This window comes from Novosphingobium sp. 11B (assembly GCF_054589055.1).
Genome location: NZ_BAAILP010000104.1, coordinates 1 through 11,571 on the forward strand (window position 1 = coordinate 1; position 11,571 = coordinate 11,571).

Annotated in this window: 12 protein-coding genes and 1 tRNA gene; 11 read left to right on the plus strand and 2 right to left on the minus strand. The window is 69.4% G+C overall.

Annotated features, from left to right (window positions below; genetic code table 11):
• The 5 genes from ACYPYD_RS09295 to cobU form a co-directional block, all read left to right on the plus strand.
• Window positions 1-683 (plus strand): adenosylcobinamide-GDP ribazoletransferase (locus ACYPYD_RS09295; RefSeq protein ID WP_459662890.1); only part of this gene is annotated, 683 nt, incomplete at its 5' end.
• A complete protein-coding gene (locus tag ACYPYD_RS09300) occupies window positions 680-1,663 on the plus strand; it encodes a threonine-phosphate decarboxylase (RefSeq protein WP_459662891.1) in 984 nt (327 codons plus the stop codon). The genes ACYPYD_RS09295 and ACYPYD_RS09300, both read left to right, overlap by 4 nt.
• Window positions 1,656-2,615 carry an adenosylcobinamide-phosphate synthase CbiB gene (gene cbiB / locus ACYPYD_RS09305; RefSeq protein ID WP_459662892.1) on the plus strand — a complete coding sequence of 320 codons (960 nt, stop codon included), beginning with the start codon at window positions 1,656-1,658 and terminating at the stop codon, window positions 2,613-2,615. Before ACYPYD_RS09300 ends, cbiB begins: the two co-directional genes overlap by 8 nt.
• The gene (locus tag ACYPYD_RS09310) at window positions 2,603-4,060 is read left to right on the plus strand and encodes a cobyric acid synthase (protein ID WP_459662893.1); all 1,458 of its coding nucleotides are present in this window, start codon (window positions 2,603-2,605) and stop codon (window positions 4,058-4,060) included. Before cbiB ends, ACYPYD_RS09310 begins: the two co-directional genes overlap by 13 nt.
• On the plus strand, window positions 4,060-4,566 hold the full coding sequence (gene cobU / locus ACYPYD_RS09315) for a bifunctional adenosylcobinamide kinase/adenosylcobinamide-phosphate guanylyltransferase (RefSeq protein ID WP_211150788.1): 507 nt from the start codon (window positions 4,060-4,062) through the stop codon (window positions 4,564-4,566). Before ACYPYD_RS09310 ends, cobU begins: the two co-directional genes overlap by 1 nt.
• Before the next feature lie 12 nt (window positions 4,567-4,578).
• Here cobU and ACYPYD_RS09320 read toward each other — a convergent pair whose 3' ends face one another.
• Together ACYPYD_RS09320 and ACYPYD_RS09325 are read right to left on the minus strand one after the other, a co-directional pair.
• Entirely contained in the window at window positions 4,579-4,755 is a 177-nt protein-coding gene (locus ACYPYD_RS09320; RefSeq protein ID WP_155986223.1) for a ribosome modulation factor, read from the minus strand.
• Between the two features lie 130 nt (window positions 4,756-4,885).
• Window positions 4,886-4,962 (minus strand) — tRNA-Arg (locus ACYPYD_RS09325).
• 91 nt (window positions 4,963-5,053) lie between these two features.
• On the opposite strand from ACYPYD_RS09325, the gene ACYPYD_RS09330 reads away from it, so the two are divergent.
• The 6 genes from ACYPYD_RS09330 (at window position 5,054) to ACYPYD_RS09355 (ending at window position 11,495) form a co-directional block, all read left to right on the plus strand.
• On the plus strand, window positions 5,054-5,551 hold the full coding sequence (locus ACYPYD_RS09330; RefSeq protein ID WP_036525822.1) for an MmcB family DNA repair protein: 498 nt from the start codon (window positions 5,054-5,056) through the stop codon (window positions 5,549-5,551).
• Window positions 5,552-5,929: 378 nt separating this feature from the next.
• Complete coding sequence (locus ACYPYD_RS09335) at window positions 5,930-7,372, plus strand: DEAD/DEAH box helicase (RefSeq protein WP_211150781.1); 1,443 nt, start codon at window positions 5,930-5,932, stop codon at window positions 7,370-7,372.
• Between the two features lie 206 nt (window positions 7,373-7,578).
• Entirely contained in the window at window positions 7,579-8,319 is a 741-nt protein-coding gene (locus ACYPYD_RS09340) for a sterol desaturase family protein (RefSeq protein WP_459662894.1), read from the plus strand.
• 11 nt (window positions 8,320-8,330) lie between these two features.
• Window positions 8,331-8,729 carry a DUF2141 domain-containing protein gene (locus ACYPYD_RS09345; protein ID WP_211150779.1) on the plus strand — a complete coding sequence of 133 codons (399 nt, stop codon included), beginning with the start codon at window positions 8,331-8,333 and terminating at the stop codon, window positions 8,727-8,729.
• A gap of 40 nt (window positions 8,730-8,769) precedes the next feature.
• A complete protein-coding gene (locus ACYPYD_RS09350; RefSeq protein ID WP_008831839.1) occupies window positions 8,770-10,071 on the plus strand; it encodes an MFS transporter in 1,302 nt (433 codons plus the stop codon).
• Between the two features lie 92 nt (window positions 10,072-10,163).
• On the plus strand, window positions 10,164-11,495 hold the full coding sequence (locus tag ACYPYD_RS09355) for a PAS domain-containing protein (protein WP_459662895.1): 1,332 nt from the start codon (window positions 10,164-10,166) through the stop codon (window positions 11,493-11,495).
• The last annotated feature ends 76 nt before the right edge of the window (window positions 11,496-11,571 follow it).

Below are 11,571 nucleotides of genomic sequence, written 5' to 3' on the forward strand. Positions count from 1 at the left end.
TCCTCACCCGCCTGCCGCTCCCCGCCGTTCAGGCCGACGCGCAGGATTTTGCGAAGGCCATGCGCTGGTTCCCGGTCGCCGGGCTGGCGGTGGGCGCGGCGATCACTCTTCCATGGTGGCTGCTCCAGCCGCGCGATCCGTGGCTGGGCGCTCTGGCCGCGCTTGCCGGTTGGGTGGCGATCACCGGCGCGCTGCATCTCGACGGCCTCGGCGACGTGGCGGACGGTGCGGGAGCCGTCCACGGTGACCGCGCGCGCCTCTCCGCCGTCATGGCCGATCCGCATGTCGGCAGCTTCGCCGTTGTCGCGATCGGCCTGCAACTGCTCGCCAAGCTTGTGCTGCTCCACGCGCTGGCGCCCGCGCAATGGCCCGCGCTGGTCATGGTGCCGGTGCTGGCGCGCATCGCCCCGATCGGCTGGACGCTGTTCCTGCCGCCGCTGCACTCCGGCCTCGGCTCCCGCTTCCGCGAGGGCGTCAGCCGCCTGCACCTGATCGGCTGGAGCCTCGCCGCGATCCTCGCCGCCGTGCTGACCTCGCCCGCGCTGCTGGCGCTGTTCGTCGCCGTGCCGCTCTGGGGCTGGTGGCTGCACGCGAAGCTCGGCGGCATCTCGGGCGACGGCCACGGCGCCGGGATCGAGCTTGTCGAGACCGCCCTGCTGCTCGCGCTGGTGCTGCTGCCGTGACCCCCGACCTGCTCCACCACGGCGGCCGCCTCGCCGAAGCCGCGCGCCTTTACGGCGGCGATCCGGCGCAGTGGCTGGACCTCTCCACCGGCCTCAATCCCGCGCCTTGGAGCCCGCCCGACAATCTGCGCATCGACTGGCACGCCCTGCCCGATCCCGAAGCGCTCGCCGCCCTCGAACGGACCGCCGCGCGCCACTTCGGCGCCGAGCCCCGCCACGTCTGCGCCGTCCCCGGCAGCGAGACCGCGCTGCGCCTCCTCGCCGGAATCTTGGACTTGCCCGGCCGCGCGCTGGCCCCCGCCTACCGCACCCATGCCGAGGCCTTCGCCCGCTCCCGCCCGATCACCTTCGCCGGGCCAACCGAGGGTGCCGAGGCCGTCGTCCTCGCCAACCCCAACAACCCCGACGGTCTGCTGCGCGGGTGCACCGCCGTGCTCGACTGGTACGACGCCATCGCCGCGCAAAGTGGCTGGCTGATCGCCGACGAAGCCTTCGCCGACTGTCACCCGCAAGCCAGCGTCGCCGGACACGTCGCCGACGACCGCCGCCTCATAGTCCTGCGCTCTTTCGGCAAGTTCTTCGGCCTCGCAGGGCTTCGCCTCGGCTTCGTGATCGCGCCGAGGCACGTGCTGGACCGCCTGCGCGCCCTGACCGGCAGCTGGCCCCTCCACACCGCCGCGCTCGAACTCGGCAGCGCCGCCTATGCCGACGCCGCGTGGATAGAGCGCACCCGCGCCGAACTCCCCGGCCGGGCCGCCGCGCTCGACGCGGTGCTGGAGCGCCACGGCCTGTCCCCGCAAGGCGCCTGCCCGCTGTTCCGCTACCTCTCGGGCGTGGACGCAGGCGCGCTGTTCGAACGGCTGGCCAAGGCTCGCATCCTCACCCGTCCCTTCGCCGAGCGCCCCGACACCCTGCGCCTCGGCGTCCCCGCCGATCCCGCCGCGCTGGACCGCCTCGACCGGGCGCTTGGTGATGGCTGAACCCATCGCCGCCGCCGCGCTCGCGATCGAGGCCGTGCTCGGCTGGCCCGCGCGGCTCCACGCCCTGACCGGCCACCCGGTCGGCCTCTTCGCCCGGATCATCCGCGCCTGCGAGCGCCGCCTCAACCGCCGCGACGCCTCGCCCGCACGGCGCCGCCTCGCGGGCATGCTCGCCACCGCGCTGCTCGTCGCCCTCACCGGCGGCCTCACTCTCGCGATCGAGATCGCCGTCCGCGCCCTCGCAGGCGCATGGGCCTGGCCGATCCTCGCCCTGCTCGCATGGCCCGCGATGGCCGCGCGCAGCCTCGACGACCACGTCCGCCCGATCCGCGACGCCCTGCTGCGCGGCGACCTGCCCGAGGCCCGCCGCACCGTCGGCATGATCGTCGGCCGCGACACCCGGAACCTCGACGCGCCCGCCACCGCCCGCGCCGCCATCGAGAGCCTGGCCGAGAGCTTCTGCGACGGCGTCGTCGCGCCGCTGTTCTGGCTGCTCCTGCTGGGCCTGCCGGGCGCGTGGATGCTCAAGGCGATCAGCACCGCCGACAGCATGATCGGCCACCGCGAGGAGCCTTACGGCCCTTACGGCTGGGCCGCCGCCCGCCTCGACGATCTCGTCATGCTGATACCCGCCCGCCTCGCCGGAATGCTGCTGTGCGTTGCGGGCATGGGGGCCGGGCTCAGGGGCTGGCGCGTGATGGCCCGCGACCACGCCCGCCACGCCTCGCCTAACGCGGGCTGGCCCGAGGCGGCGATGGCGGGCGCGCTGGGCATCCGCCTCGCCGGTCCGATCGCCTACGACGGCGTGCTTGCCGACAAGCCGTGGATCGGTGAAGGCGGCATCGCGGCACCGCACCACCTCTCCCGCGCGCTGACGATCTACCGGCGCGCCTGCCTGATACTGGGCCTGATATTGGGGATCATCGCTATGGGAATCGCATGGCTGGCCTGATGCTGCAGGGAACCGGCTCCGACGTCGGCAAGTCGGTGCTGGTCGCAGGGCTCTGCCGCGCCGCCGCCAACCGGGGGCTCACCGTCCTGCCGTTCAAGCCGCAGAACATGTCGAACAACGCAGCCGTCACGCCCGAGGGCGGCGAGATCGGCCGCGCGCAGGCGCTGCAGGCCATCGCCGCGCGCGCGCCGCTCCATGTCGACATGAACCCGGTGCTCCTGAAGCCCCAGGCCGACCGCACCTCGCAGCTGATCGTCCACGGCCAAGTACGCGGCACGCTGGGCGCCGCCAACTTCCGCGAGGCGCGCCGCCCGCTGCTCGGCGAAGTGCTCGAAAGCTACCGCCGGCTGGAGGCCCGCTGCGACCTCGTCCTCGTCGAGGGGGCGGGCTCGCCCGCCGAGATCAACTTGCGCAGCGGCGACATCGCCAACATGGGCTTCGCACGCGCGGCCGGGGTGCCGGTGGTGCTGGCGGGCGACATCGACCGAGGCGGCGTCATCGCCGCCGTGGTCGGCACCCGCGCGGTGATCGATCCCGAGGACGCGGGGATGATCCACGGCTTCATCATCAACAAGTTCCGCGGCGATCCCGCCCTCTTCACCGACGGCTACGAGGCGATCGAGCGCCTCTCCGGCTGGCGCGGCTTCGGCGTCCTGCCGTGGGAGCCCGCCGTCGCGCAGCTGCCGAGCGAAGACGCCGTGATCCTCGAACGCGGGCTCGGCGCGAAGCCCGGCAAGCTGCTGGTCGCCTGCCCGATCCTGCCGCGCATCGCCAACTTCGACGACCTCGACCCGCTGCGGCAGGAGAGCGGCGTGGACGTCGCGATGATCCCGCCCGGCACCCCGATCCCGGCCGAGGCGGCGCTGATCGTCCTGCCTGGCTCCAAGGCGACGATCGCCGACATGGCCTTCCTTCGGACACAGGGCTGGGACATCGACGTCCTCGCCCATCACCGGCGCGGCGGGGCGGTACTGGGCATCTGCGGCGGCTACCAGATGCTCGGCCGCAATATTGCGGACCCACACGGCATCGAGGGGCCGCCGGGCGAAGTCGCCGGGCTCGGCCTGCTCGACGTGACGACGGTGCTGGCGGGCCGCAAGACGCTGCAGCAGGTCGAGGGCACGGCGATGGACGCCCCGTTCACCGGCTACGAGATGCACATGGGCGTGACCGAGGGGCCTGACGCCACGCGGCCTTTCGCGCGACTGGCGCAGGGCCGCGCGGACGGCGCCATCGGGCGAGACGGGCGGACTTTCGGCACCTACTGCCACGGCCTGCTCGCCAAGCCGGGCCTTCGCAGCGCCCTGCTCGCCCGCATCGGCGCGCAGTCGGACGGCTTCGACAACGACGCCCGCGTCGATGCCGCACTCGATGCGCTGGCCGAGGCGATGGAGCGCCATCTGGACATCGACGGGCTGCTCGCCCTGGCAGGAGTTACCTTATGATGCGCAGCCTTCTGGTCCTGGGCGGCGCCCGTTCGGGCAAGAGCCGCCATGCGCAGGCGCGCATCGAGTCTCAGTCCGGCCACCTTTGCTACATCGCCACCGGGCAGGCATTCGACGGTGAAATGACCGAACGCATCGCCCGCCACCGCGAGGATCGCGGGCCGCGCTGGACCACGCTGGAGGAACCGCTCGATCTGGCAGGCGCCATCGACAGGGCCGCGCGGGAAGCGGATGCGGTGCTCGTCGACTGCCTGACGCTGTGGCTATCGAACCTGATGTTGGCAGACCTGCCGCTGGACGGGCCGGTCACGGCTTTGCAGGAGGCGATCCGCCGCTGCCCGGTCCCGCTGGCGCTGGTATCCAACGAGGTGGGCCTGAGCATCGTCCCCGAGAACGCCCTCGCCCGGCGCTTTCGCGACGAAGCGGGACGCCTGAACCAGACCATCGCCGCGACGGTCGATGAAGTCGAATTCGTCGCTGCGGGGCTGCCGCTCAAGCTGAAATAGAGAAATTCCGCCTCAATTGGGCAGTGAATGTCGCCGATCCTGCGCAAACGGATCGTGGCGATAGCCGGCTTCCCATGCGGCTCTCTGCTGGGGACTGGCGTAAGGATTGCTGGAAAGCGGAATACCGGCCTGCGCGGCCTTGATGCCCCAGAAATGGGCACGTTGAACATTGGACAATGTGCGGCTCATGACTTGCTGATACTGCCTGCCGCAACGCGGCAACGCACGCGCAAGATGCAGGGGTTAACGCATGTTAACGGCAGACGGCGCCGCGGACGCGATGAACTGCGCGGGGCGATGAGACGTCAATGTGGGGATATGGTGCACCCGACAGGATTCGAACCTGTGGCCTCTGCCTTCGGAGGGCAGCGCTCTATCCAGCTGAGCTACGGGTGCAGTGCCAGCGCGGTTAGCAGACGGAAGCGGGGCTTGCCAGCGCCAAATGCGATGACTTGTCAGTTCTTGATATGTTCCTATGATGGCGATCATGGCCGAAGCTGATTCGCTCTCCCTCGCCCCTTCGCATGGGCATACCGCCGTGGACGTGGCTCGCGGGATCGCCCGGCTGTTCGCCCGCAACGGCATCTGGTGCATGCCGGAAATGCCGCTGCGCTGTGGGCGGCGGGCCGATCTCATGGGGATCGACGCCAAGGGGCACGTCATCATCGTCGAGATCAAGGTGGCGCGCGCGGACCTGCTCGGCGACGGCAAGTGGACCGACTATCTCGACTACTGCGACCGGTTCTACTGGGGGCTCTCTCCTTTGCTGGACCGCAGCCCGCTTGAGAGCGAGGCGTTCCTGCCCGACAGTTGCGGGGTGATCGTGGCCGATGGCTACGACGCGGAAATCCTGCGCCCCGCTCCCCTGCGCCAGCTTGCCGCCGCCCGGCGCAAGGTGGAGACGGAGCGTCTGGCGCGCGCCTCGCTGCGGCGGCTGGTGACGCTGGGCGATCCGCATACGCTGCAGTGGGGGAGCGAGGGCTAAGAGAGCCCACCCCCAACCCCTCCCGCATGCGGGAGGGGAGCGAGACTTGGTCCTGACCGCAGGGAAGTGCCTAGCCGCAGCGGGGTGGGCACCACGCCAGGCTATCCGCCACAGCCGGGCACTTCTGCAACTTATCCGCAATTTTCTTGCGCTTTGCCGTAATTCACACTAAGTGACCCGCCAGCAACCGGCGTGCGGGGTCCGCCCCGCCGCAATCCGAGAGCAGCGTGAGGTCGCGGCATCCAGCCAAGACCGGCCCGGACTGGCGGTTGCGACCAACTAGCTTCCTTCCTCACGCAGGGTCGCCGCAACGACACCTCGCTGTGCGCGCGCCTTTTTTCAAAAGCCTTGCGCGCCCCGCACTTTTGAAAGTGACGCATGTCCTATTTCTCCGAACTTGGCCTCGCCGAGCCGATCCTCCGCGCGCTCGCCGTCAAGGGTTACACCGATCCCTCGCCTATCCAGCGCAAGGCGATCCCCTCGCTGCTCGAAGGCCGTGACCTCCTCGGCATCGCGCAGACCGGCACCGGCAAGACCGCCGCGTTCTCGCTGCCTTCGCTCCACCGCCTCGCGCAGGACCCCAAGCCGCGCCAGAACGCCGGCTGCCGCATGCTGGTGCTCTCGCCCACCCGTGAACTCGCCGCGCAGATCGCCGAGAACATGCGCGGCTACGCGAAGTTCCTGAATCTGACGGTCCAGTGCATCTTCGGCGGCGTGCCCGTGGGCAAGCAGGCCCGCGCGCTGGAGCGCGGCGTCGACATCCTCGTCGCCACCCCTGGCCGCCTGCTCGACCTGATCGACCAGCGCGCGCTGACGCTGCGCCACGTCGAGATCTTCGTCCTCGACGAAGCCGACCAGATGATGGACCTCGGCTTCATCGTTCCGCTCAAGCGCGTCGCCGCGCTGCTGCCCAAGACGCGCCAGAGCCTGTTCTTCTCGGCCACCATGCCGCAGGCGATCGCCGACCTCGGCCGCCAGTTCATCAACGACCCGGTCAAGGTCGAAGTGGCGCCGCAGTCGACCACCGCCGAGCGCGTCGAACAGTTCGCCACCCACATCAACCAGGCCGAGAAGCAGGCGCTGCTGACCCTCTCGCTGCGCGCGGGCCTTGCGCCTGATGCCGAGGAGAAGGCATCGCACGGCGCCATCGACCGCGCCCTGGTGTTCACCCGCACCAAGCACGGCGCCGACCGCGTCGTGCGCCACCTCGTCGCCGCCGGCATCCCGGCCGCCGCGATCCACGGCAACAAGAGCCAGGCCCAGCGCACCGCCGCCCTCGGCGGCTTCCGCCAGGGCACCGTGCGCGTCCTCGTCGCCACCGACATCGCCGCGCGCGGCATCGACGTCTCGGGCGTTTCGCACGTCTATAACTTCGAGATCCCGAACGTCGCCGAACAGTACGTCCACCGCATCGGCCGCACCGCGCGCGCCGGCGCCACCGGCGTCGCCATCAGCTACGTCGCGCCGGACGAAAAGCCCTACATCCGCGACATCGAACGCCTGACCCGCGTGAAGCTCGACCCGCTGGCGCTGCCGGAAGACTTCCAGAACCAGGCCGCACGCCTGCCCGCACCCTCGCGCAAGGTGGAGCAGCCGCAGGGCGAGCGCCGCCAGGGCGGCGGCGGACAGCGCGGCGGCAACGGCGGCGGCCGTGGCGGCCAGCCGCGCCGCGATGGCCAGAGGGATGGTGCGCGCAGCGACCGTCCGCAGGGCGAGCGTCGTGAAGGCGGAGAGGCCGAAGGCGAGCGCAAGCGTCGCTTCCGTCCGCGCGGCCCCAAGGGGCTGGGCGCGCACAAGGGTGCGGTGAAGCGCGCAGGGTAAGATGAAATAAACGGAATCTGGGGCCATTGCCCCAGACCCCGTTACTGTCGTCGTTGTTCGCGCAGCTACCTAGCGCGCTCCCTGCAATGGGCAGCACCGCGAAGCTGCGCGCGTGACCAGGGTTGTATGGGGGTCTGGGGCCTTTGGCCCCGGGTTTCCTCTTTTTATCTTCCCCTTCCACTCCTGAGGGCATACTCCCCGCGCCCATGGCGCTCGACGCTCCCCTTGTTGCGGTGCTTGTTTCCGCCTTTGCCATGACGACGATCGTGGGCGTCCGTTATCTCCTCACGTCCGGCCTGTTCGCCTGGATCACCGCGCGTGTACTTCCGGGCCATTACAAGGGGCTCGACCGCCAGATCCGCAGCGAGATCGCATGGTCGCTCGCCTCGGCCGCGATCTACGGCATTCCCTCAGGCGTCGTCGCATGGGGCTGGCGCGAGCATGGCTGGACGCGCATCTATACCGATGTGCACGACCGGCCGCTCTGGTGGCTGCCGGTTTCGGTGCTCGTCTACCTTTTGCTCCACGACACGTGGTTCTATTGGACCCATCGCTGGATGCACCGGCCACGGGTATTCCGCATCGCCCATGCCGTCCACCACGCCAGCCGCCCGCCGACGGCGTGGGCAGCGATGAGCTTCCATCCGACCGAAGCGCTGACCGGGGCCGTGGTGATCCCGGCGCTGGTGCTGCTCGTGCCGATCCACGTCGGCGCGCTGGGCGTGGTGCTGACGATCATGACGGTGATGGGCATCACCAATCACATGGGCTGGGAGATGTTTCCCCGTGCCCTCGTCCATTCGCCGCTCGGGCGCTGGCTCATCACCGCCAGCCATCACCAGCGGCACCATGAAAGCTATCGATGCAACTACGGCCTCTATTTCCGCCACTGGGACCATCTGTGCGGCACCGATGCCGGGCTGTCACAGGCGTTCTCGCGGCCCTAAGCCTGGTCGTAGTGCTGGCCGGGGCGACCGCTCCGCAGAACACGGACGTGTCGGTTTCGGTGACGGACATGCGCTCGGCGAAGGGGCAGGTGCTCGCCTGCCTGACGACGCGGCCCGATGCCTTTCCCGATTGCGAGAAGGACCCGCAGGCCCGCAAGCTGACGGTCCCGGCGGCAAGCGACCTCCATCTGGACTTCGGCGCAGTGCCGCAGGGCCGCTATGCGGTGTCGCTGATCCATGACGAGAACGGCAACGGCAAGCTCGATACCCGGCTGATGATCCCGCGCGAAGGCTACGGCTTTTCGCGCGACGCCCCGGTCCGCATGGGGCCGCCGAAATTTGCGCAGGCCGCCTTCGAGGTGGGCGGCGAACCTGTCCGCCTGGCGATCCGGATGCGATATCTGCTCTGACCGACTTGCCCCCGCCACCGCCGCGCCTTACGCCTGAAGTGTGAGACGGGAAGAGGACAGGATCGAGGAGGCCGTCGAAAAGACGGTCGAGGTGGCAACGGCGGACCTCGTGCCGCCTCCGCCGACGGGCGCGTTCTCGCCTTTTCGCTATCCGGTGTTCCGCGCGATCTGGACCGCCAACTTGTTCTCGAACCTCGGCGGCACGCTGCAGGGCGTTGCGGCCGCCTGGATGATGACCGAGCTGACCGCCTCGCACCAGCTCGTCGCGCTGGTGCAGGCATCGGCGACGGTGCCGATCATGCTGTTCGGCGTCTTCGCGGGCGCCATCGCCGACAACTACGACCGCCGCCTCGTCATGCTGACCGCGCAAGTGGGGATGCTGGTGGTCTCGGCCGCGCTGGCGGCGATGGCCTACGCGCACATGCTGACGCCGTTCCTGCTGCTGGCTTTCACGCTGAGCGTCGGCATCGGCACTGCGCTGAACTCCCCGGCATGGCAGGCCTCGGTGCGCCAGCAGGTAGAACCGCGCGAGCTGCCGCAGGCGATCGCGCTCAATTCGATCTCCTTCAACATCGCCCGTTCGGTCGGCCCGGCGTTGGGCGGATTGCTGATCTCCATTTGGGACGTATCGTTCGCCTTCGCTTTCAATGCGATAAGCTACATCGGCCTGATCGGCGTGCTGCTGTGGTGGAAGCCGCCGCCGCGCCAGATCGAACGCCGCCCGATCCTGCCCGCCGTGGGCGTCGGCATCCGTTACTGCGCCACCAACCCGCAGCTACGCCGCATTCTGGCGCGCTGCTTCGCGCTCGGGTTCAGCCTTGCCGCCTACCAGTCGCTGCTGCCGACCGTGGTGAACGGCCCGATCCATGGCGATGAGCTGGACTACGGGTTGATGCTCGGCCTGTTCGGCATCGGCTCGATCACCGCCGCCCCGCTGACCGGGCCGATCCGCCGCAGGATCGGGCTCGAGGGCATTCTCGCGATGGGCGCGGCGATGTTCGTGTTCTCGCTGTCGCTGATCGCCGAGGTGGACCGCATCGCCTACGCCCTGCCCGCTGCCTTCGTATCGGGCATGGCCTGGGTGATGATCCTGACGACGCTGAATACGGCCGTGCAGCTGCGTTCCCCGGACGCGATCCTCGGCCGGTGCCTGTCGATCTACCAGGCGGTGACCTTCGGCGGCATGGCGCTGGGATCGTGGACATGGGGCATGCTGGCCGACTGGAAGGACCTGCCCTTCGCGCTGCATGCCGGATCGATCTTCCTGATCGTCTCCTTCGTGGCCTTACGCATCCTCGCCCCGCTGCCCAAACCGGGCGAGGGAATCATCAAGCAGCCCTGATGATTCCGGCAAGCTCCACGGGCGCAACTTAATCCTTATTACACCAAGTTGCGCCAGAACCGGCCCTCTACAGGGGCGAGTCGGGATTCGACATGGACAGTTTGCACGGCGAGTTTTCGGGTGAAGGCGATTCCGAAGGGGAAGACGTCACCGCCGCCGCCCCGGTCGCCAAGCCGGGCAACGACGAGCGCCGCATGCAGGTGCGCGCCTACAATTTCTGGGCAAGCCTGCTGGGCGAGAAGACCTTCCCCGACATCGCCGACCTCGATCCCGCCAACTTGCCCGATTTCGGCCCGCGCAGCGTCCTGCTCGACTTCACGGACGGGATAGAAGACCCCGCCATCGCCTATGTCGGCGCGATGCTGGTGCAGGAGTGCGACGCGCAAGGGACGATCCGTCGCCTTGCCGATGTGCCCAGCGGCTCTCTGCTCTCGCGCATCACCGACCACTACATGCAGATCCTCGCCAATGAGGCGCCGATCGGGTTCGAGGCCGAGTACGTCAACCCGCAGGGCATGACGGTGCTCTATCGCGGCATCCTGATGCCCTTTTCGCGCGACGGGCAGCGGATCGACTACATCTACGGCGTGATCAACTGGAAGGAGAGCGCCGAGCCGCTGCCTCCCCGCCGCCAGTCGAGCGACGACGAAGAGGAAAGCCGCCCAGCCATGCTGCGTGCGCCCGAACCGCTGACCGACTGGGCGGACGGGCCTGCGGATTTCGGCAGTGGCGACTTCTCACTCCCAGCGATCGATGACTATACCCCGATGGAGCTGCCGAGCCCCGGCTTCTCCTTCGAGGCCGAGCCGACCTCCTTCGTCGATCACGCAATGGGCCTCGCCGACTGGCTCGCTTCCGCGCGCGAACTGGCGCTGCTGGCCCGGCGCAGCGAGGAGCGCTCGCACCAGGCGCTCTACGACGCGATCGGCCGCGCCCACGACTTCGCGCTGGCGGCGCAGGACGCCCCGGAAGACCTCGCCGAACTGATCGAGGACGCAGGGCTGAAAGCGCAGGAACGCGCGCCGCTGTTGCCGCTGGTCAAGCTGGTGTTCGGCGCCGACTACGACAAGACCCGCCTGACCGAGTTCGCCACCGTCATCGCCCATGCTGGACGGATCGGCCTCGCGGTCGGCACCCTCTCCGCGCATCTCGCGGCGACGCCCGGCGGCGTGAAGGCGCTGGTCCGCGAGGAACGTCGCCTGCGCCGCGAGGAAGCCGGGACCGTGCCCGCCAATGCGCGAGAACGCCTCGCCAGCGAACTGCGCGCGATCGAGGCACGGCCGCTGGCGGACCTCGATGCCAAGGGCGAGGAATTCACCGTCCTCGTCGCGCGGCGTCTGGCCAATGGCGAGGTCGTGCTGGTCGGCGAAGTCAGCGACGACGAAGCGCTGCTGCAACGTGCGGCGCGGCGGTTGCTGGCCTGAACCACCCTCGTCATTGCGAGCGCAGCGAAGCAATCCAGGGCGGCGTAGTGTTGCTCTGGATTGCTTCGCTACGCTC

Coding starts and splice junctions, on each gene's coding strand:
- ACYPYD_RS09310 (WP_459662893.1), top strand. CDS start 2,603: ATGGCTGGCCTGATGCTGCAGGGAACCGGCTCCGACGTCGGCAAGTCG.
- cobU (WP_211150788.1), top strand. CDS start 4,060: ATGCGCAGCCTTCTGGTCCTGGGCGGCGCCCGTTCGGGCAAGAGCCGC.
- ACYPYD_RS09340 (WP_459662894.1), top strand. CDS start 7,579: ATGGCGCTCGACGCTCCCCTTGTTGCGGTGCTTGTTTCCGCCTTTGCC.
- ACYPYD_RS09330 (WP_036525822.1), top strand. CDS start 5,054: ATGGCCGAAGCTGATTCGCTCTCCCTCGCCCCTTCGCATGGGCATACC.
- cbiB (WP_459662892.1), top strand. CDS start 1,656: ATGGCTGAACCCATCGCCGCCGCCGCGCTCGCGATCGAGGCCGTGCTC.
- ACYPYD_RS09320 (WP_155986223.1), bottom strand. CDS start 4,755: ATGAGCCGCACATTGTCCAATGTTCAACGTGCCCATTTCTGGGGCATC.
- ACYPYD_RS09355 (WP_459662895.1), top strand. CDS start 10,164: ATGGACAGTTTGCACGGCGAGTTTTCGGGTGAAGGCGATTCCGAAGGG.
- ACYPYD_RS09335 (WP_211150781.1), top strand. CDS start 5,930: ATGTCCTATTTCTCCGAACTTGGCCTCGCCGAGCCGATCCTCCGCGCG.